20 protein-coding genes are annotated in these 21,773 nt (G+C 44.2%); 5 read left to right on the top strand and 15 right to left on the bottom strand.

Features of this window, described 5'->3' with window-relative positions; all coding sequences use genetic code 11:
* Positions 1–2 precede the first annotated feature (2 nt).
* Positions 3–707, bottom strand: a complete 705-nt coding sequence (locus tag FFM84_RS08025) for a class A sortase (protein ID WP_130844135.1) — start codon at positions 705–707, stop codon at positions 3–5.
* 748 nt (positions 708–1,455) lie between these two features.
* On the opposite strand from FFM84_RS08025, the gene FFM84_RS08020 reads away from it, so the two are divergent.
* Positions 1,456–2,595, top strand: coding sequence for a baeRF6 domain-containing protein (locus FFM84_RS08020; protein WP_130844136.1), 1,140 nt, complete (start codon positions 1,456–1,458; stop codon positions 2,593–2,595).
* A gap of 65 nt (positions 2,596–2,660) precedes the next feature.
* Here the strand turns inward: FFM84_RS08020 and FFM84_RS08015 are convergent, their stop codons facing one another.
* The 6 genes from FFM84_RS08015 to FFM84_RS07990 all read right to left on the bottom strand — a co-directional run bounded on the left by FFM84_RS08015 (position 2,661) and on the right by FFM84_RS07990 (position 8,807).
* Positions 2,661–2,903, bottom strand: coding sequence for a type B 50S ribosomal protein L31 (locus FFM84_RS08015; protein WP_130844137.1), 243 nt, complete (start codon positions 2,901–2,903; stop codon positions 2,661–2,663).
* Positions 2,904–3,015: 112 nt separating this feature from the next.
* Complete coding sequence (rho, locus tag FFM84_RS08010) at positions 3,016–4,308, bottom strand: transcription termination factor Rho (protein ID WP_130844138.1); 1,293 nt, start codon at positions 4,306–4,308, stop codon at positions 3,016–3,018.
* A 94-nt stretch (positions 4,309–4,402) separates the two neighbouring features.
* Positions 4,403–5,677 carry a UDP-N-acetylglucosamine 1-carboxyvinyltransferase gene (murA, locus tag FFM84_RS08005; protein ID WP_130844139.1) on the bottom strand — a complete coding sequence of 425 codons (1,275 nt, stop codon included), beginning with the start codon at positions 5,675–5,677 and terminating at the stop codon, positions 4,403–4,405.
* A gap of 255 nt (positions 5,678–5,932) precedes the next feature.
* Positions 5,933–7,543, bottom strand: a complete 1,611-nt coding sequence (gene pyrG, locus FFM84_RS08000; protein ID WP_130844140.1) for a CTP synthase — start codon at positions 7,541–7,543, stop codon at positions 5,933–5,935.
* Positions 7,544–7,716: 173 nt separating this feature from the next.
* A complete protein-coding gene (rpoE, locus tag FFM84_RS07995; protein ID WP_130844141.1) occupies positions 7,717–8,322 on the bottom strand; it encodes a DNA-directed RNA polymerase subunit delta in 606 nt (201 codons plus the stop codon).
* Positions 8,323–8,366: 44 nt separating this feature from the next.
* Positions 8,367–8,807, bottom strand: a complete 441-nt coding sequence (locus FFM84_RS07990) for a YwiB family protein (protein ID WP_130844142.1) — start codon at positions 8,805–8,807, stop codon at positions 8,367–8,369.
* A 181-nt stretch (positions 8,808–8,988) separates the two neighbouring features.
* On the opposite strand from FFM84_RS07990, the gene FFM84_RS07985 reads away from it, so the two are divergent.
* From FFM84_RS07985 to yidA, 3 genes are read left to right on the top strand one after another with little or no spacing between them, the layout of a single operon-like run.
* Positions 8,989–9,801, top strand: coding sequence for a lipoate--protein ligase family protein (locus FFM84_RS07985; protein ID WP_130844733.1), 813 nt, complete (start codon positions 8,989–8,991; stop codon positions 9,799–9,801).
* A gap of 44 nt (positions 9,802–9,845) precedes the next feature.
* On the top strand, positions 9,846–11,165 hold the full coding sequence (locus FFM84_RS07980; protein WP_130844143.1) for an HD domain-containing protein: 1,320 nt from the start codon (positions 9,846–9,848) through the stop codon (positions 11,163–11,165).
* A 13-nt stretch (positions 11,166–11,178) separates the two neighbouring features.
* On the top strand, positions 11,179–11,988 hold the full coding sequence (yidA, locus tag FFM84_RS07975; RefSeq protein ID WP_130844144.1) for a sugar-phosphatase: 810 nt from the start codon (positions 11,179–11,181) through the stop codon (positions 11,986–11,988).
* 89 nt (positions 11,989–12,077) lie between these two features.
* Here the strand turns inward: yidA and FFM84_RS07970 are convergent, their stop codons facing one another.
* The 7 genes from FFM84_RS07970 to FFM84_RS07940 all read right to left on the bottom strand — a co-directional run bounded on the left by FFM84_RS07970 (position 12,078) and on the right by FFM84_RS07940 (position 20,139).
* Positions 12,078–13,073, bottom strand: a complete 996-nt coding sequence (locus tag FFM84_RS07970; RefSeq protein ID WP_130844145.1) for a hypothetical protein — start codon at positions 13,071–13,073, stop codon at positions 12,078–12,080.
* A 71-nt stretch (positions 13,074–13,144) separates the two neighbouring features.
* Entirely contained in the window at positions 13,145–14,167 is a 1,023-nt protein-coding gene (locus FFM84_RS07965; protein WP_130844146.1) for a YdcF family protein, read from the bottom strand.
* A 136-nt stretch (positions 14,168–14,303) separates the two neighbouring features.
* Positions 14,304–15,284 carry a ribose-phosphate diphosphokinase gene (locus tag FFM84_RS07960; RefSeq protein ID WP_130844147.1) on the bottom strand — a complete coding sequence of 327 codons (981 nt, stop codon included), beginning with the start codon at positions 15,282–15,284 and terminating at the stop codon, positions 14,304–14,306.
* A gap of 813 nt (positions 15,285–16,097) precedes the next feature.
* Positions 16,098–17,480, bottom strand: coding sequence for a bifunctional UDP-N-acetylglucosamine diphosphorylase/glucosamine-1-phosphate N-acetyltransferase GlmU (gene glmU, locus FFM84_RS07955; RefSeq protein WP_130844148.1), 1,383 nt, complete (start codon positions 17,478–17,480; stop codon positions 16,098–16,100).
* Between the two features lie 112 nt (positions 17,481–17,592).
* Complete coding sequence (purR, locus tag FFM84_RS07950) at positions 17,593–18,429, bottom strand: pur operon repressor (protein WP_130844149.1); 837 nt, start codon at positions 18,427–18,429, stop codon at positions 17,593–17,595.
* A 227-nt stretch (positions 18,430–18,656) separates the two neighbouring features.
* Positions 18,657–19,454: a metal ABC transporter permease gene (locus FFM84_RS07945; RefSeq protein ID WP_130844150.1), complete on the bottom strand. Its 798-nt coding sequence runs from the start codon at positions 19,452–19,454 to the stop codon at positions 18,657–18,659.
* The gene (locus FFM84_RS07940; protein WP_130844151.1) at positions 19,447–20,139 is read right to left on the bottom strand and encodes a metal ABC transporter ATP-binding protein; all 693 of its coding nucleotides are present in this window, start codon (positions 20,137–20,139) and stop codon (positions 19,447–19,449) included. The genes FFM84_RS07945 and FFM84_RS07940 overlap by 8 nt, the downstream gene beginning before the upstream one ends.
* Positions 20,140–20,338: 199 nt before the next feature.
* Here FFM84_RS07940 and FFM84_RS07935 point away from each other — a divergent pair, with 199 nt between their 5' ends.
* Entirely contained in the window at positions 20,339–20,527 is a 189-nt protein-coding gene (locus FFM84_RS07935; protein WP_130844152.1) for a hypothetical protein, read from the top strand.
* Between the two features lie 257 nt (positions 20,528–20,784).
* Here the strand turns inward: FFM84_RS07935 and FFM84_RS07930 are convergent, their stop codons facing one another.
* Positions 20,785–21,732, bottom strand: coding sequence for an alpha/beta hydrolase (locus FFM84_RS07930; RefSeq protein WP_130844153.1), 948 nt, complete (start codon positions 21,730–21,732; stop codon positions 20,785–20,787).
* Positions 21,733–21,773: the final 41 nt, after the last annotated feature.

The following is a 21,773-nucleotide window of genomic DNA, read 5'->3' as shown; positions in this document are numbered from 1 at the left end:
ATTTAATACTTGTTATTGAAATGACTCGTAAATGACTTTTGAATCGTCGTTGGTGCTTGTTTAAAGGCCCATTTCTGAACATAAGTCCCACGAATCATCAATCGTCCAGCCCCTGTCTTATCACACGTGATCAGTGTGACTAGCTTTTTACCAGGAACGTCATCAATCACTTGCACATCCGTGGCTTTAATAAACGTTCGTTGGCTGGTCCGATAAGCGTAAATATGCGTTACATCTGACAAGTAAATCATTTGACCAACTTTACTGCGATAATACAATGGACTAAAAAGTGCGCCGTGTTTGATCATGTGATGGCCGGCTAACGCATAGTTACCTTGGCCCATTGTTTGATCTGCTTTTAACGTTCCCGCCGCTAATGCCAACGTCTCATTGCTAACCCCTTTGCCGATTGGCAGATAAAGGTCAACTGACGGAATCGCAATTGACCCAATCACTTTAATCGAACTCTTATTCATCCGTGCTTTCGCTACCGTCTGAAAATCCAATGACTTCACTTTAGAGAAATTGAAATTACCTTTTTTAGTTTGATTCTTTTTAACCGTTTTTGCTGTAACCGGTGGCGAATACGAACTCACCAACCAACTCTTAATTTGTTCATTAAAAATCAATGCTAACGAAATCACAATTAAAATGACGAAAACGATCCGCCATAACCACTTTAACCCGGTATGCTGCTTTTTCGGCATGCGCCCGCCTCCCATATTTTTAAGCACCCTAACTATTTTTAAACTACCGTAAATATACCTTAATTTCAGTTAATAAGAAAGGTAACGGTTTCGTTTTTTAGTATTGTAACTAAAGGTTGAAAGTTATATATATTGGTCGAAACCTTACCAACATTGACTTAAGTTGGACTAAATTTGTCACCTACGCCAGCCAGCGATTCTGCCGGCTGTGGGGACCGGTTCCAGCCAAAATACGGGCTGCCACCTCGCTTTTGAGCCTAGTCAAAATCACTAGTCTCAAAAGTCGTCCATATCGTAAAGTCCGGGAAAATCACCCGGACTAACGATATTTTCACGGCCGACGCCATCACTGGCTGGCTCCGGTTATATTGCGACTACCAATAGCAATCACTGTCATAACCGAGAGTGAGCTCACATTGAGCCCAGCCGTGGGGACTCTTAGCGATTTATCGCTTAGAGTCTGGCGTTTTTGAAACACGTGGTTGGTGGTTCAAAACGACGGTTCAGACCGCCTTTTGGCTGAACCGGTCCGCCCACAGCGTTCCGGCTCAAGGTGGGCGAACGGTAGGTGGCAAGTACGACTAGTCTTGATCGATGAATACCTATCATATCAACGATTATTGCTAAAAAGTAGCTTTCAACCTTTAACATTGTAATTATTTTTCGCTTATCAAGACCATAACATTTGCATAATTATATTAAATCCTGCTATCCTAGTATCAACAAATAAAGAAAGTAGGTCGGACCTATGGATATCTTGGTAAAAAATGATCTCAACCAATTAATGCAACAACGCGATGCTGGACCATTCATCGCCATCTATCTAAACACCGATGCCGTCTTAAACGACTTGAATCAGCGCCGCTTACAGTTAAAAGAACTCGTTGCAACCGCTGAACAACAATTGGCACAACGCTTTCCTAAAGAAAACTTTCGGCCGTTCCAGGTCCAATTCGACCGCTTGGCCGCCGACAACAGTTGGTGGTTACAACATACCGGTCCTCAAACCGGCTTGATTGCCAACGCGCATACCTTAGTGACTTTTGACTTACAAACGCCAACTGAAGCACAAGTCATTGTCAATAGTATGCCAGCAATTCGCCCCATTTTGGCCGATCGCCAACAACAATTTGACTTTGACTTATTAGCCTTAAATGAAACTTCGATGGCCATGTATCAGCACCGGGAAAGTCGCTTAATTGAAACCCCACTTCCAGCTGATGCACCGATCGATTTAAAAACCACTCTCGGCACTGAAAAACGAGGCGGTGACTTGAACTTTAACTCCAGCCCAGCCCACGGTGTTAATTATCATGGTCACAATGCCAAAGCCGAGGAACGCGAAATTGATCAACGTAATTACTATCAACAAGTTGACCAATATATTTTAGATCACTATTCAAAATCGTCACAGCGACCATTAATCTTAATCGGGTTACCGCATAATCAAGCCGTTTTCCGGAAATTGAGCAAAAACCCTTATTTATCACAACATTTAATGTTGGATCAATCACCAAACGGCTTAGATTTACCGGCATTGCAGGAAGCAGTTAAGCCATTGCAAGATAAGTGGCATACGCAACTGACAGATATCTTGCTGAGTCGCTACGACCAAGCCCAATCTCGCAAGTTAGCTTTAGCCGATCCATTCGATATGATTAAACCGGCCTTGGCTGGCAGAATTGATACCTTGATTGTCGCTAGTAATGCCCAAGTGAGTGGGACATTAAACACTACTGATGGCAGTGTCGATACCGACTTACCATTACCAGACAACTTGATTGATGATTTAGTCGATGAAGTGCTCAGTAAGCAAGGTCAAATCCGGATGATCCCCGCTGATCGGATGCCGACCGAAACAGCTGCCTTAGCGTTACTTCGCTACTAACCTATCAAAAACAGCACAAAAAAAGCCAACCGACAAACGCCGGTTGGCTTTTATTAATTGTAAGCTTATTTGAGGCCGTATTTCTTGTTGAAACGATCGACCGCACCATCGGCTTTGGTAAACTTTTGCTTACCAGTGTAGAATGGATGTGAGTCTGAAGTAATTTCAACACGGATCAATGGATAAGTGTTACCGTCCATTTCAACCGTTTCTTCTGAGGTTGCAGTTGAACCTGAGATGAACTTGAAACCAGTCGTTGAGTCTTGGAAGACGACTTCGTGGTAATCTGGATGAATTCCTTTACGCATAATATTACGCTCCTTTGCCCTGAATCATTTGCTGAAACAGAGATTATCATAGTTTTAAACAACCTTGATAGTTTAGCATGAATTGCCAGTTACCGTCAAGGGGTCTTGCTAGTTAACGCCGTGGTCGCCGAGTTGACGAACTATTGATCTTTAACCCGGATAGATCATGCAAAAAGGCGTCATTCGTATCACTGTGTTTTAAGAATTGCAGCAATTGCTCAGTATATTCCAGCGCACTGCCAGTCATTGATCGGCGAATTTGCCAGATAGGTTCTAACGCTTCACGTTTGATTAGGAGCTCTTCTTTACGTGTGCTAGACTGTTTCAAATCTAACGCTGGGAAGACCCGCCGTTCCGCTAATTCACGCGACAACTGCAATTCTGAGTTTCCAGTTCCCTTAAATTCCTCATAGATCATATCATCCATCCGGCTACCCGTATCAACTAAGGCGGTCCCTAAAATCGTCAGACTGCCACCTTCTTCAATATTTCGAGCCGAACCGAAGAATCGTTTGGGTTTATAAAAAGCAGTTGGATCAAGTCCACCAGATAACGTCCGCCCACTAGACGGCATCGTTAAGTTGTAAGCCCGGGTTAGTCGCGTAATCGAATCTAACAAAATAACCACATCTTGTTTGTCTTCAACTAATCGCCGTGCCCGTTCCAATACTAATTCCGCAACCCGGACGTGATTTTGTGGTTGTTGATCAAAAGTGGAACTTACCACTTCACCTTTGATGGACCGTTCTAAGTCGGTGACTTCTTCAGGTCGTTCATCGATCAGTAACATGATCAACTTTACGTCTGGGTAATTGGCCATAATGCCATTAGCGATATTTTTAAGCAACGTGGTTTTACCCGCTTTGGGTGGTGCCACAATTAAGCCCCGTTGACCAAAACCGATTGGGACAAACGTATCAATCAGACGGGTCGACAAGATTTGTTTCGTCGTCGTTAACTTGATTTGTTGTTGTGGATATAACGGCGTTAACGCTGGGAAATGTGGCCGTTGCTTGGCTTCATTAGGATCTTTGCCATTGACCGTGCCAACTCGCATCAACCCATAGTACCGTTCATTAGGCTTAGGCGGGCGCGCTTGCCCGGCCACATAATCGCCATTTCGTAGCCCGAAACGGTGAATCTGGGATTGTGAGATATAGATATCTTCCTGTGACGGCCCATAGTTAATCGGCCGCAAGAAACCATAACCCTCTTGACCAATAATCTCGAGGACGCCTTCCATCTGCACAAAACCACGTTTTTTATCTTGTTCTCGTAAAACAGCTAACGACAATTCTTTTTTATTCATTTGTGAATAATATTGAATCTTGTAGTCGCGCGCATAAGTGTAGATTTCCTTGAGCGTTTTTTGTTCAAGGTCATGCATTGTTAAAATTTTTTCCATACTCACTGCTCTCTCTCGATTAATGCAGGCTAGCTAAATTTGGGTACAACAAAAAGCGGCGCTAATTGCCCCTTTTTTGCTAACTAAACCAACATTAAACTTGCACTTCGTCAGCCGCAATTTCAACTTGCGCGCCTAACGAACGCAACTTATCAATCACGCGATCATAACCGCGCAGGATATTATCGGCCCGTGAAATTTCAGTTGTGCCACTGGCGACCAACCCAGCAATCATCAAAGCTGCACCTGAACGGATTTCTCCGGCTTCAACGTGCGCACCTTGCAGATGTGATGAATGACCGACCACAATTAAATTATCCTGAACACGAATATCTGCGCCCATCTTACGTAATTGGGCAATATGTTGTGTCCGTTGTGGATAAATCGTATCAATGACCACACTATTGCCGTTCGCCCGTAATAATAATGGCGTAATTGGCTGTTGTAAATCCGTGGCAAAGCCAGGATAAGTCATCGTTTTCACCCGAACTGGGCTTAAGTCGCTGACGCGTGGCACATAAATACTATCTTCGTTAATTTGTAAATCAACACCCATTTCCAGCATTTTTGCGGTAAAGGATTCCATATGTTCTGGAATCACATTCTTAAGCAAAATGCCATCACCAATCGCTGCTGCGAGTGATAAATAGGTGCCAGTTTCAATCCGATCAGGAATAATCGTGTGCGTAGCTCGTGACCGCAAAGAATCAACGCCTTCAATCCGGATGACGTCGGTCCCCGCGCCGCGAATCTTGGCACCGAGATTATTCAAGAATGTTGCTAAATCAATAATTTCAGGTTCTTTGGCTGCATTTTCAATCGTGGTTGTCCCATGAGCTTTAACCGCTGCCAAAATGATATTAATCGTGGCCCCAACGGAAACCACATCTAAAAAGATGCGGGCTCCGTGTAACCCTTCAGTACCCGTTGAAATAAAAACTGAATCATTCTTTTCAACGACATTGGCACCGAGTGCTTTAAAGCCTTTAATATGCTGGTCAATCGGTCGAGGACCAATATTGTCCCCACCTGGGAAGGTGACGGTTGCTCGGTTAAAACGGCCGAGTAACGCGCCCATAAAGTAATAGGAAGCCCGCAAACTTTTAATTGCGTGACTTGGTAATTCAGATTCTTCTATTTGAGTTGGATCAATGGTTAAAACATCGTCTTCAAAAGTGGAATGAACATTCATTGATTCCAAAATTATTTTTAAATTGTGAACGTCTAAGATGTGCGGAACCGTGTCAAATCGGACCGGAGTGTCTGCGAGAATCGCAGCAGGAATCAGTGCGACGGTACTATTTTTTGCGCCACCGATCGTCAATTCCCCAGAAAGTCGTTTTCCGCCATGGATAATCATTTTTTTCATAACATAACTTTCCTCGCTAAATAAGTGTCACACTGTACAATTACAATCAATAACCATAATAAAGAATGTCTCACAAAAAAACAACCAATATCAGGAAACTGTAATCTTTTAACACAAAATAATCGTAAAATCCGATCATTCAACCGCTTTCACAACTCGTTTTTGTCATTTACTTAATTTTTCCCTAAAGCTGGTTACAAAAAACGAGTCTAGGACAAAATCCCAAACTCGTTTTTACAGCTCTGAATATGTTAATTATTTAGTCGTACCAGTTTCATTAGCCGCATCGATGAATGCTTTGAACAACCCTTCAGGACGGTTTGGCCGTGACAAGAATTCTGGATGATATTGGCAACCCACGAAGAACCGTTGTTTTGGTAATTCGATGATTTCCACCAAACGGTTGTCAGGTGAGGTCCCAGAGAAGACTAAGCCCTTAGCCGTCATTGCTTCACGATACTTGTTGTTGAATTCATAACGATGACGGTGACGTTCCATCACAACTTCTTCGTTACCATAAGCAGCAGCCGCAACCGTTCCGGGCTTCAACTTGCAAGGATAAGCCCCAAGCCGTTGCGTCCCACCCATATCTTCAACATCTTCTTGATCAGCCATCAAGTCAATGATGTTATCTGGCGTCTTTGGATCAATTTCAGCGGAGTTCGCATCTTTCAAACCAAGGACGTTACGAGCAAATTCAACACTCGCCATTTGCATCCCTAAACAAATACCAAGGAATGGCACATCATGTTCACGAGCAAACTTAATCGCTGTAATCTTTCCTTCGATCCCACGATCGCCGAAACCACCAGGAACCAAGATCCCATCAACATCACCTAAGAGGCTGTCCACGTTTTCTGGCGTAACTTCTTCGGCTGAAATCTTCCGTAAGTCGATATCAGCATCATCCGTATAACCGGCATGCTTCAATGCTTCGGTCACTGAGATGTACGCATCTTGTAAGGCCACGTACTTCCCAACCAAGGCGATCTTGATCGTCCGTGATAAATGTTGCACGTGATCTTCTAATTTAACCCAGTCGCTCATATCAGCTTGTGGGGCTTTGACGCCAAAGTGATCTAAGACGATATCATCCATCTTTTGTTTTTGCACGTTTAATGGAATTGAGTAAATCGTCTTAACATCCAATGATTCGATGACAGCTTCTGGTTCAACGTCACAGAAAGACGCAATCTTGTTCCGCATTTCCCGGGTGATAGGTTGTTCAGTCCGTACAACTAACATGTTTGGTTGAATCCCATAGCTCCGGAGTTCTTTAACTGAATGTTGCGTTGGTTTCGTCTTCATTTCCCCAGCGGCCCGTAAGTATGGAATCAAGGTTGTATGAATGTAGAAGACATTGTCAGAACCCAAATCACTCTTCATTTGCCGTAAAGCTTCGATAAATGGTAATGACTCAATATCCCCAACAGTCCCCCCGATTTCGGTAATCACGATATCCGAATCCGTGGTTGTCCCAGCGCGCATGATTTTTTCTTTAATCGCGTTAGTAATGTGTGGGATAACTTGAACCGTTGCGCCCAAGTAATCGCCACGGCGTTCCTTTTGGAGGACTTCTGAATAAATCTTCCCAGTGGTGACATTTGAATACTTATTCAAATTAATGTCAATAAACCGTTCGTAATGCCCAAGGTCCAAATCAGTTTCGGTCCCATCATCGGTTACAAAGACTTCACCATGTTGGTAAGGACTCATCGTACCAGGATCAACGTTGATATATGGATCAAACTTCTGAATGGTGACTTTTAAGCCCCGATTTTTCAGTAATCTCCCTAGTGAAGCTGCGACGATCCCTTTACCAATTGACGACACAACGCCACCAGTTACAAAAATATATTTGGTCATGTGATAACTCCTTAAAGATTTATTTCGTGGGGAATAATTAAATAAAGAAAACTCCCTATTCAATGAATAGGGAGCTTGATTTCGTTTGAATGTCCTTAGTAGGTTTACCAAGGAGCCCAATAAAGATAATACAAGGAGATTCAACTTTCGTCAAGTCAAATCACAACTTGTCTTTATTTGTTTTCTTCTTCGTCATCATCATCGTAGTCGTCATCATCATCGTTCAATTCTGACAATTGGCCTTCGATGCCATCTGGTAACGTTTCTTCCGCAGCGTCGTCATCATCGTCAACCCCAGCAAGTTCATCATACTTGCCAGCGCCTTCGGAATCATCATCGTCGCTGTCAGTTTCATCGTCATCTTCGTAATTGTCGTCGTCTTCAGGATCATCGTCATCATAATCGATAACGTCATCATCATCGCCGGCGTCAGCTAAGAAGGCATTAACCTTCTTACGCTTCTTACGCTTTGGTCGATCTTCATCTTCATCATCGTCCGTATGAATTACGGCTTCGTCGATGGATTCAAATGGGTACCATGCACGCAGGCCCCACATATTGTCACCGAGCGAAATGAAACTACCATCGATGTTAAGATCCGTATAAAATTGTGATAATCGTTCCCGAATCTCTTCGTCGCTTTTACCTAAATAAGATTGTACCGCGTTGGTCAAATCGGCAAACGCCATCACGTCACCATGTTGTGCCAAAATCGCATGCGCAACCTCGATTAAAGATAATTCGGACTTTTTTTGTCCATCAAATTGTTTAAGTTCCAAACTGGTGCACGTCCTTTCCACAGTTTACAGTTCATCATACCAAATCAAGCTGTAAATTGCAATCGTAACTTATAGTTACCGATTAACTGTTCGCCGGCATATAAATCATAGTTGATCTTGATCTCACCTGAAAATGGGCGTTCGCGTAACCGAACTTGTAGTAATGGTGTCACCGTATCAACTGGCAAGACCCCCATGGGCGTGCGATAACGAGCTTGCACCCGTTTACCATTGGAAAAATGTAACTGTAACCGATTCTCCGCGCTCCGCGTCAACACGACGTCCCCATTGGACACCAATTTAATCGTTACGGGTACTGGTTCTGGGTGATCGTCGCTCACTTCCTGATATCGTAAATAAAAAGTGTCACCCATTTGTACCAATTGGCCGTCAACATCTAAAGCATAGTTAGCTGCTTCGCCCTCTTGCACGGCTTCGGTTTCCAAATGAATCGCCACCGGAACACCCGTCGTTAAATCATCCATCGTTTTACCTCCTCAGAAGACAGCTCGTCACCATCGAGCCATCGCCACAATCTTCCTAACAATTATAAGCCATCTGCGCCAAAAAGACTAAAAATCCATCTACACTTGGAATTTCCCTGCGGATACCGGCATAATCGCGTATAATTGAAAGCGAAACTAACGGTTCGAGGTGATTTACATGATGGGTCAACCGACCATCGCAACGTTAACACAACATTATCAACCGGGTGACTTATTGGATAGTTTTGCCACCACCAACGCTTTACTCTGGTTGACTGCCAAACAACAACAGCCCATCGTCCATTATTGGCAACAGTCGCCAACGGTCATCTTGGGATTATTGGATCAACAGCTGCCAGCCTTAGCTGATGGCATCCACTTCTTAACCCAATCCGGTTATCAAGTCATGCTCCGTAACTCCGGCGGTCTCGCCGTTGTCGCCGATGCAGGTGTTTTAAACGTCTCTTTGTTCTTACCGGCCGATCGTCAAGCCTACACCATTAACGCCGCTTATGACCTGATGACTCAAGCTGTTCAGTCGGTTTGGCCAGCCTTACCCATTGTGGCTGGTGAAATTAAACACTCTTATTGTCCCGGTGATTACGATTTAAGTATTCACGGTCAAAAGATTGCTGGCATGTCCCAAAGGCGGACTGCTAAAGCCTTGGTCATCATGTTGTATATTAGTATTAACGGCGATCAAGCCCAACGCAGTCAATTAATTCAAGACTTTTATACCCGCAGTCTAGCCGGACAAATCGATGACCGCTTCCCACAAGTTGACCCCACCGTCATGACCACGGTCGCTGCTCAACTTGATCAAACGATTACCCCGCAACAGGCGATTACACAATTCAATCAACACTTAGCTACTCATGGGTCACTCGATACGGAGTGGTTACCCTTAGTGACGACAGAGCCTGAATTTCAAGCTCATTTAACCCAAGCTTTTCAAGAGATGGCACGCCGCCAACAACGGCTACCTGAACGTTAACGAACGGAGGCATTCATTTGACAAGTCAACATCAACGACTTCCCATGGAAAAGGTTTTTCGTGACCCCGTCCATGACTATGTTTATATTCAACACCAACTCATTTTAGATTTAATTAATACTTCAGAATTTCAACGATTACGACGGATCAAGCAGCTCGGGACGACATCGTTAACTTTCCACGGTGCCGAACACTCCCGCTTTGGTCACTGTCTAGGTGTCTATGAAGTCACCCGTCGTATTTGTGACAATTTCGCCCGTAACTATCCCACCCAAACGCCCGGTGACGGTGGCTGGGATGACAAAGAGCGATTAGTGGCTCTTTGCGCCGCTTTATTACATGACATCGGTCACGGTCCTTATTCACATACGTTTGAACACATTTTCCATACGGACCACGAAGCTTTAACCGTCCAAATCTTGACGTCACCAGAAACTGAAGTGAACCAAGTCTTACGCCAAGTCGCTCCTGACTTTCCCGCTAAAGTCGCGGCAGTCATTCAAAAAACGTATCCCAATCCTCAAGTCGTCCAAATGATTTCTAGTCAAATTGATGCCGACCGGATGGATTATTTACTCCGTGATTCTTACTTCACCGGAACCAACTACGGTAACTTCGATTTAACTCGGATCTTACGGGTGATGAAGCCCTACCAAGGCGGCATTACTTTCGCCATGGAAGGGATGCACGCGGTCGAAGACTACATAGTGAGTCGCTTCCAGATGTACATGCAAGTCTATTTCCACCCAGTTTCACGATCAATGGAAGTTATCTTGGATCACTTGTTGGAACGAGCCAACGACTTGTACCAAAGTCATTCAGTTGACGCTGAAGCCACCCCGCACATGTTATTGCCTTTTTTCAATAATAACTTTACGTTGCAAGATTATTTACGGCTTGATGATGGCGTCTTGAATACGTACTTCAATCATTGGCGTGACAGCAAAGATTCGATTCTCGCCGACTTAGCGACTCGTTTCTTAGATCGTCGGCCTTTAAAATCAGCGCGCATTGACAACACCACCAGTCAACTCGTCCCAGAACTACAAGCGCTCATTGAAAAAGCCGGCTTTAACAGTCATTACTATACCGACATTAATGACAGTTATGATTTACCATACGATGCTTATGATCCAAAGATGAAGAAACCCCGGACTCAAATCGAATTAATGCAAGAAGACGGTTCACTTGTCGAACTCTCTACCGTTAGTGATTTGGTCCACGCAATCACTGGCAAAGTCTCCGGTGATCAACGCTTCTTCTTCCCTAAGGAAATGTTAAATGGCAGTGAACAAGTCGACTTATTCGAGGCTATCTACCAAACTTTTCAGCACCACATTCAAAATGATCGGTTAATTATTTAGGAGGATTTTTTACATGTCAGTCAAACTTATCGCCATTGATATGGATGGCACCCTACTCAACGAACACAGTGAACTCAACCCCGCCACCATCGACGCGATTCAAGCTGCGCGTGACCAAGGGATTAAAGTGGTCATTTGTACCGGTCGCCCACTAAGTGGTGTGAGCCCATTTTTAAAGCAACTCAACATTAACGGCGACGATGAATACGCGATTACGTTCAATGGGTCCATGGCCCAAACAACCAGTGGGCGCATCATTACCAGTCACACCTTAACCCATGAAGACTACATCGATATTGAGGCCTTGAGCCGTAAACTCAATATTCATTGTCACGTAGAAAGTGAAGACCACATCTACACGGCTAACCGCAATATTAGCCCCTACACGGTTGGTGAAAGTGCCTTGGTTAACATGCCAATTCGTTACCGGGCACCTGGCGACATGCGGGTCGACATGCCAGTTGTTAAGTGTATGTTTATCGACAAGCCAGAACTTTTAGCAGTAGCTAAAGATCAGTTGCCACAAGCCTTCCGCGATAAATACTATATCGTCCAATCCGCACCTTACTTCTTGGAATTCATGAACCCTAACGCTAGCAAAGGCGCTGCGCTAAAAGACTTAGCCGAACGATTAAATCTTACGGCCGATGAAGTCATGGCAATTGGCGATCAAGGCAATGATTTGAGCATGCTTAAATACGCCACCAACAGTGTCGCCATGGGCAATGCCATTCCACAAGCCAAGGCTTTGGCCAAATACGAAACCAAAACCAATGTTGAAGACGGGGTTGCGCACGCCATTCGGACTTGGGCTTTAGCTTAACAAGCGTGTATCCACACTTACTCTAAGCAAAAAGGGTTAATTCAGAATTTCAAATTCCGAATTAACCCTTTTTGTATACAAACTTATACTTATTCAAATTCACCAGTTGAGCTATTTTGTTTCGTCACTCGACCACTGGTTGGATAATAACGATAGATATCCGTCAAGTTCGTTACATCCGTGTCTTCACTATCATGCATGACTTCAATTTGATAATACTTATCCGTTTGCTTGATGACATTGAATTGATCATCTTGTGCAAAACTAACTCCAGCGGCAGCCCGGAAGTTGCTTAACACTTGCTTGGTCGTTAAAGTGCTGGTACTGGTGCTACTAGTCGAACTCGTGGCATCACTGGTGGCCGTACTACTGCTATCGGCACTGCTACTGTCACTAGTGCTGGACGCACTCGACGAACTAGTAGAACTGCTGGTCGTTGTACTCGACGAACTACTGTCACTTTCAGTCACCGTTGAGCTTTCACTGCCCGAACTCGTTGACTGCGAAGCTTCATAATTCATAATGGCTTGCTTCATCGCCAGTGTTTTCTTTTGTAACTGCTTAATGACCGGATGACTCGCCGGAATTTTATCCAGCTTGTCGATATTGGTTTTAGCAGCGGTCAAATCGTGAACACTCAATTCATCACGAGCCGTATTATAATAACTATTGGCTTGTTTAACTTGCTGATATTCCTTTATTAACGCGGTTTTGGCCGCATTAAAAGATGCATCCGTTGATGCTTGATAATTCGATAACGTATTAAAATACGTCTTGGCAACGCTGAGTTGATTTTTATTCAAAGCGGTCGCGGCTTTTTGATAGTGATGCAACCCAGTTAATAAATTTTTAACGGTTGTATTACTCGTATCCGCAGTCTTTAACGTTTTAATCGCAGCATTGATTTGTCGATGTGAAATTTGTTGATCTGCCTTGGTTAAAATTTTGGCTGTGCCACTGGTCGCAACTGATGAGGTCGGATTATTACTCGTTCCGTTCGTCATTTTTGCACAGCCTGCTAGGGTAAATAGTCCAATAAAGAGGACTATCAAAACCCCAAAATGTGGTCGACGCGCATTATCCACGGCGAATCCCTCCCTTTTAACGCTTTCCATTATACCATAACCAAAATTTTTTCCTGATGACCGTCAATTCATTAGATTATTTTAAAAATCATGGCCACATACCACAGCGTCAATCCCACGACAGCGGCGAGATTCGCCCAGCGATACATGACGATTAATGCTAAATACTCACGAAAAACCGCAAAGGGCAAATAGTACCACGGTGTTCGGGCACCATACCCATAGACATTTAACCGTAGTTGACGTGCAATGATATTGGCCCGTAATACATGATAATCACTCGTCACCATCATTGCTTGATAGAACGGTTGTTGTTTAACCAGAATCGTATGTGTAAATTTTAAATTTTCAGCCGTTGATGTCGACCGATTCTCTTCCACAATCACATCTAGCGGCAATCCCAATGCGACTAAATAATGCCGCATGGCCGTGCTTTCGGGCACAACCTCGTCAGCACCTTGCCCACCAGAAACAACCATTTTAATCGGCTGATGCTGTTTAACACGCTGCTGATGATAAAGCTTGGCAGCTGCTTTTAAGCGATAGCTCAATGTTCGCGTTGGTCGACCATCAGGCATTAATCCTGCTCCTAACACAATAATCGCGTCAAGTTGTGGTCGCCGTCCTAACCGCGTCGTGCCACAAGCAACCAAATAGGCTAAGAAGCCAAACGTAAAATACGCCGTCAACAATAGCGCTAAGCCCAATAGTTTCCACAACCAAGCCCATCGCCAACTCAACGCATTAATCGCCGATAACCCTAACATTAAGACTAATAAAACGCCAACGATCGCTAACAACGTGTAATGCAGATGCCAGCCTTCTTTACGTAACAGACGATAACTATAACGCACAAAACTAACCGCGACCACTAAAATGATCACTGGTAAAACCAAATAGGCCACTACTTTTAAGCCAACAATGACGAATTGCCAAAACGGACTCGCTTGCGCACTGACGGACCGATAGCCAGCCAAAGCTAGGCCAATCAGCGCTGCCAATAGCAAATGCCCTGTCAGCCAGCGGCGACGATCGGTCAATTGTAACGTCACCGCGCTCACCAAGGCGAGACTTCCCCAATAAAACCAATTCAATTATGGCACCTTCTCTGTACAACGACTTTCACTTATATTATACGCAAAACCCTAAACCGATACCAATGCTCAGTTTGCTGGGATAGTAAAACACGCCTAGCAGGCAAAGCCTACTAGGCGTGTGATCCGAACCAACTTAGTTTTCTTCGTTATGGAAACGATTCTTGAACAATGGACTAACTGGTTTATTTTCGTGGATGAACTTAATGGCTTGACCCATTAATTGACCAACGGAAACTTGGACGATTTTTTCGATTTGTTTTTCAGCTGGTAACGCGATTGAATCTGTGACAATCAACTTCTTGATTGGTGACTTTTCAATCCGTTCGATCGCTGGTCCTGAAAGGACTGGATGCGTACAACTAGCATAAACTTCGGTTGCACCAGCATCCATTAAGGCTTGTGCCCCTAAGGTAATGGTCCCAGCGGTATCAATCATATCATCGATCATGATGGCCCGCTTGCCTTTGACATCCCCGATAATATTCATGACTTCAGCCACATTGGCACGTGGCCGACGTTTGTCGATAATCGCGATCGGTACTTTTAACAATTCTGCTAATTTCCGAGCCCGCGTCACACCACCATGGTCAGGTGAGACCACGACAGCATTTTCATCTAAATGATGGGTTAAGAAGTAGTCAGCCAACAGTGGCGCACCCATTAAATGATCCAAAGGAATATCAAAGAAACCTTGGATTTGAGCAGCATGCAAGTCCAATGCTAGAACTCGTGTAGCACCAGCCGTTTCAAGCATATTAGCGACTAACTTAGCGGTGATTGGTTCCCGTGAACGAGCTTTACGATCTTGACGGGCATACCCATAGTAAGGAATAACCACGTTAATGGTCTTAGCACTCGCGCGCCGTAATGCATCAATCATGATCAATAATTCCATTAAGTTGTCATTAACCGGAGCGGAAGTTGATTGAATGATGTACACTTGGTCACCACGAATACTTTCCTCAATGTTAATGCGAATTTCGCCATCACTAAAACGATCAACTGAGGTCTTACCTAGTTTAACCCCAACGGCTTCAGCGATCTTTTCTGCCAATGGTTTATTTGAATTCAAAGCAAAAATCTTTAACTTTGGATCAAAATACTGTTCTGACATAATTTCCTCCATTCGAAAATTTATTACTTCTTAAATAATATGCATTTTAGCGTTGAAAATCAAGTCCCTTTAGCAGTTAGAAATTGCGTCAGACTGGGCTAGGAGCGGATACTTCGGGTTTTGTGCGCCCTTAACTTTTAAATATTAAAGTTTCGTGAGCTTGGCTTGTCAACTAAAACGCTTGACCTGTGAGCCCCATGGGATGTAAATGGTACCGGTAACAAGCGCTAATTGAACCAATTCATTTACATCAGCCGACAAAAACCGAACATTAAGTCATAACTTCCTCAACAACGACAAAGTTAGCACAGCTTGCCGCCTGTCGTTCGCCCAATTTGGGCCGGAACGCTGTGGGCGGACTGGTCAAGCCTAAGTGCGGTCTTGACCATCGTTTTGAACTGCCCAACCCGCGTTTCAAAAACGCCAGTCTCTAAGCGATAAATCGCTAAGAGACTCCCACGGCTGGGCCCAATTGGACTCACTTTCGGCTATGATAATGACTAACTTAGTCTAATAGCGACAAGAGCCTAACCGGAGCTACCCAGTGATGGCGCCAGCTGTGAGCACCTCGTTAGTCCGGACGTTTTTCCGGGCTTACGAGGTGGACGACTTTTAAGCCTAGCGGTTTTCGCTAGGCTTAAAAGCGAAGTGGAAGCCCGATCTTTGGCTGGAACTGTTCCCCACAGCAGGCAGAATCACTGGTTAGCGCAGGTGCTAACTAAAGTCATCACTAGTAAGCAGGTATACTCACAAGGCGTGATCTTTAACTGACAAAAAAACGTTTGAGCCAAATAGCTCAAACGTTCAAAAATCTTATTCGTTTTCAGGTTCGTGTGGTAAACGACCCCAGAAATCTGGTTTATTTGTTTGTCGTGCGCGGGCAATCGCCATGTCATGGAAGTTAACATCATCGGTGATTGTTGACCCAGCAGCGATAAAGGAATGATCGGCCACTTCAACTGGCGCAATAATGTTTGAGTTACTCCCAACAAACGCGGAATCACCCACATTGGTATGATGTTTATTGACACCGTCATAGTTGACGAAGACCACGCCACAACCAACATTGATGTCTTTGCCTAAAGTGGCATCACCAACGTAAGTTAAATGACCAACCTTAGTCCGGTCGCCAATCTTAGCCTTCTTCACTTCCACAAAGTTACCTAAGTGAACGTGTTCGCCAATTTCAGCTTGGGGCCGTAAATGACTGTAAGGGCCAATGTTACTATCAGCATGCATGATAGAGTCTTCTAAGAAGGACGACGTGACCGTCACCCGATCTTCAATCGTCATATCATGAATTTCAGAATGGGCCCCGATGAAACAATCTTCACCAATGGTCGTCTTCCCTTTAATTAACACACCAGGTTCGATAATCGTATCCGCGCCAATCTTAACACCAGCATCGATATACGTATCGGCTGGGTTGATGATTGAAACCCCGTCTTCCATGTGTTGGGCGTTAATCCGTTGTTGCATCACTTTGGTAGCTTGTGCCAAAGCGGCCCGCGTATTAACCCCCATGGATTCATCGAAATCGTCCATCCGATAAGCGGCCACGATATCGCCTTGGTCCTTCATGATTTGAATCACGTCGGTCAAGTAATATTCACCTTGAGCATTATCGTTGGTCACTTGATGTAATGCCTTAAATAAGGCCTGGTTGTCAAAACAGTAAACCCCAGTATTGATTTCGTGAATTTCTTGTTCTTCTTTTGAAGCATCTTTTTGTTCCACGATCTTTTCAACAATACCCAAATGATTGCGAACAATCCGACCATAGCCTTGTGGATCAGGCGCTTCAGATGTCAAAATCGTCCCAGCAGCTTTTTTAGCTTGATGATATTCAAATAATTCTTCAAGGGTTTCAGCCCGAAATAGTGGTGTGTCACCACTAATAATCAAGGTCATCCCATCTTGGTCTTTCAATAATGGTTCAGCTTGTAACACGGCGTGGCCGGTCCCGAGTTGTTCGGTCTGAGCGGCATACTTGGTGCGGTCACCTAACGCGGCTTCCACATCTTTAGCGCCATGGCCAACGATCGTCACGATGTTATCCATCGAAACAGCTTCAACTTGGGTCAAAACATGATCGACCATCGACTTGCCACAAACCTGATGTAACACTTTGACTAACTTGGATTTCATCCGCGTCCCTTTACCAGCGGCGAGGATAATTGCATTTTTAGTGGTCATAATAAAAAGAACTCCTTAGTCTTCAGATATTTTAATGATACCAGAGATTACGACCCGTGTCGCAACCGATGCTAACATTTCACTGACATGTGCCCAAAGACAATCGGTCTAGCTAAACTTCGGCGCCAAAAACCGTTTCTAAATAATTTCCAGGAACGACTTTAATCGCCTTTTCGTTATCATTAACGTTCGTAACTCGCAATAATGACGTATAGTCGTCGATCAAACGGTTACCCGTAAAGGCAGCTTCCGCAAAGACGGTAATCCCAATCAAATTGGCATCGAATTCTTCGATCAAGGTCTTCATTCCGTTGATCGTCCCGCCACCCTTCATGAAGTCATCGACGATTAAGACGTTGGCGCCTTCGCTCAGGCTACGCTTAGATAATTCCATCTTCTTAATCCGTTCTGAAGACCCGGACACGTAGTTGACACTGACCGTTGAGCCTTCGGTGATTTTGGAATCGTTACGTACGATCACAAATGGCACGTTTAAGTAAGTCGCGACACTTTGCGCAATCGGAATCCCTTTCGTGGCCACCGTCATTACAGCATCGATCTTTTGGTTCAAGTATTGCGTGGCAATGACCCGACCCACTTGCCGTAAAATTTCTGGTTGGCCTAAAATATCTGATAAGTAAATATACCCACCAGGCAAGACCCGGCTCTTATCCGCTACTAAATCGGTCATTTCATCAATGAACGTTTGCGCTTCTTCTTTTAAAATATAAGGGATAAATCGCGCACCACCGGCAGCGCCCGGAATCGTTTCTAAGATCCCAGTGCCACGCATTTGGAACGTGCGCTTTAAGATCGTTAAATCTTCACTAATGGAAGATTTAGCGGATTCATAGCGTTCCGCAAAAAATGTTAACGAAACTAACGCATGCGGGCGTTCCAATAAATAACGTGTCATATCGATTAAACGTTCGCTTCTACGTACTTTCATATTGCCACCTCTACCTAAATCATCTTTTTTAAAGTCCATGCAAAATGATAACACAAACGTTCGGAAATTAGCTAGACTTTTACAATCTTTTTACGAAACAATCGGAATTTCTTAACATTTCGTCTTGAATTTGGCTTTAAACAGCTGCGACTATCCCGAAATTGAGAACATTCGTTTAACAGGCCACAAAAAAAGACGTCGACATGCGTCAACGTCTTGTCACTAATTTAACTGCCAACACTCAAACGTTGGTACCCCAAAGCGGCAAAGTAGAAAATACATTCAATCGCGGCAATGAAGAAACTGACAGGTAGGTTCGTCACATAACTCAAGTATAAACCTAGCCAGACGCCAACTAACGCAAATAAAATGGACAAACCAATCATTTTGCTAACGGTGTGCACGAAGTATCGCGCCGCGGCGGCAGGTAACGTCAATAAGATGAAAATTAATAATGAGCCGACAATTTGCGCCGCAACACTAACACTCATCGCCACTAAGACTAAGAACACCACCGAAATGGCCGTGGTCCAAAGCCCACTCACGCGCGCCCCAATGGCATCAAACGAATCAAACTTCAGTGGTCGATACAATCCCAGCATCACAAGCAAGACAATGCCGGATAAGACTGCCACCCGAATCACATCGGCTTGGGCGATCCCAATCACACTCCCAAATAAAATACTGGTGGCATAACTGGATGTCTGATTGGACAGCGATAAGAACAGAATCCCTAACCCAATAAACAACGCTGAAATCGCTGAGATTGAGGCTTCACGCCGAGACTGTTTGACACTCATCTGCCCGACAATCACCGAACTAATCACCGTAAAAATCAGCATTCCGGATAAGGCGGTCCAGCCCATAAAGATCCCAAAGGCCGCCCCGGCAAACCCAATTTCAGATAACGTGTGAGTCAAAAACGATAAATTCCGGGCAATGACAAATACCCCGATCGTCCCACAAATAATGGCAATAAACGTCCCCGCTAAATAGGCGTGACGCATAAACGCTAAACTAAACATCACTGACCTCCTTCAACTGCTCAATCGACATCCCAGCCATAGTGCCATATTCTTGTTGGCCTGGTCGTAACGCCAAGAAATGATCAGCGTATTTTTGCGCTAATGGCAAATCATGGGTAATGAACAAGACCGTAATATTGCTGGTCTGATTGAGATTTTGAACAAGATCTAATAATTCATATTTCATTTCATTATCCAAACTAGCCGTGGATTCATCCAAAATCAGTAACTGTGGTTCTTCCACAATTGCTTGGGCCAAATATGCCCGTTGCTTCTCACCACCGGAAGCCATTCCGAGTGGTCGTTGTTTGATCTTTTTCACGTTGGTCACACTCATCGCAGTGTTGACTTGTCGGTGCTCCGCCTTCGTTAACCACGGTAACCAGCCGCGAATGTTTAAACCAACAAAATCTTCAATCGTTAATGGATATTCTTGATCCAAATTCCGAAATTGTGGCACATAACCAATTTTAGTCGCCTTTTTGCTAGGGTAATAGTTAATCGACCCGCTAGTTGGCTTCACTAAACCTAATAAAGCCCGAATCAGCGTCGTTTTACCGACCCCATTTTCACCGATGACCGTCAAAAAATCACCTTGATTAATCGTAAAGTTCAAATCTTTAAAAACTGGATTATTTGGAAACGCAATTGCTAAATGTTGGACGGCAATTAAGGGTTCCGTCATAATTTGGCCCCCATCTCTCTTTTAAAAGTAAATAGTAATGATTACTGTTTTAGTTTACCTGATTTAAATAGATTGTCAATAGGCCGCTTAAATTGCCTTTTCGCCTGAAAGATAAAAAAATAAATTTTCAATTATGCCTAGTTCTAGCGATCACCCTATGATAGGTTTTCATTAACCACTGCTGAAAGGAGGAGTTACCTTGAAATTCTGGCGGCATTTTCAAGCGATTCGACTCAGCCCAATCCTCAAAGATTTAACTTGGCTTAGCTTCATTGCTCTAGGCCTAACGATCATCGGCAGAATTACCTTTTCACCAATTGGACATTATTTTCCATTCGCGTTAATCGCCAGCATCGGCTTTGGATGTCTATATTTATGGCGACATTAAAGGCCAAAAAATACCCTTGTTAACTGCGATAACAAACAGTTAACAAGGGTATTTCTGCTTAATGTTTAAAGTTAATAATGCCTCCACATTGGGCTCGGCGTTTTTGAAACGCGATTTTGACATTTCAAAACGACAGTCCAGACCGCTTTTTGGCCGGTCCGTCCACAACATTCCGGCTCAATGTGGGAAAACGTCAGGCGGCAAGCGTGACACTTGTCACATCAACGTTAATTGTAACCATATAACGTGCAATCTTTTTATTTAAGCAATCCAACTTGCTCCGTCAAAAACTCATTAACCACTGCTTGATACCGATCTGGATGGGTCCGAATCGCTTCCACATGCCCGGCTTCGGCATCAATATACAAGCCTTTTTGTTGCGTGAGTTGATCATACAGTAAGTGCGCATTCTTCACCGGTACCGTTTGATCATGCGTCCCATGAATAATCAGAATTGGTAACCCACTAGCTTCGGCTTGTTCCAAGTTACGACCATCGTTGAACGCATACCCTGCACTACTACGGGCTAACCGATTGGCCATTGGCATAATCAACCCAGCTGGCAACTTGAACTTATGACTAATCCGATACTTCGCTTCGGCCCGCAAACTTGCGTAACCACTATCTTCAATAATCGCTCGCACATTATGTGGCAACGGTTCACCACTCGTGGCCATCACGGTTGCAGCCCCCATCGAAATCCCCATCAACACAATTTCGACATCTGATCCTAATTGTTCTAACGCCATCGCCACCCAGCGCTGATAATCCAAACGATCCAACCAGCCGTAGCCAATTGTATGTCCTTCACTATCGCCAAACGCCCGTGCATCAGGCATTAAGACATCATAACCTAAACTCATAAAAATCCGTGCATAGGGCACCATCTGTTCGCGAGAATGGTTTAACCCATGTGCAAGAATCGCTAAGCGACCACCAGCATGCGGGTTCGGGATGTAAGTCGCAACGAGATTCAAGCCGTCAAAAGACTGCATTAACCATTGTTGTTTGAATTGTTTGTCATACCAGAAATTTTCGATTTCCGTATTTTCATCCCGGGATAAAGCCTTGCCGCGTTCTTTTTGATCGTCAGTGACGTGCATCGCCAATTTGTACGCGATTGCCCCGCCAATCAACGAGCCAGCATAAGTCGTCACCCCGACCACCCCGGCTAATTTCAAACCCAGCTTCGTTGCGTTCTTCATCTTAACCACCTCACTTCTTAGTCTTAATTTAACCATAATCT

Source organism: Lactiplantibacillus mudanjiangensis, assembly GCF_005405385.1.
In the GTDB taxonomy this organism is placed as follows: Bacteria; Bacillota; Bacilli; order Lactobacillales; family Lactobacillaceae; genus Lactiplantibacillus; species Lactiplantibacillus mudanjiangensis.
The sequence above is the reverse complement of the archived record's forward strand: the minus strand, read 5'-3'. Positions and strand labels throughout refer to the sequence as shown.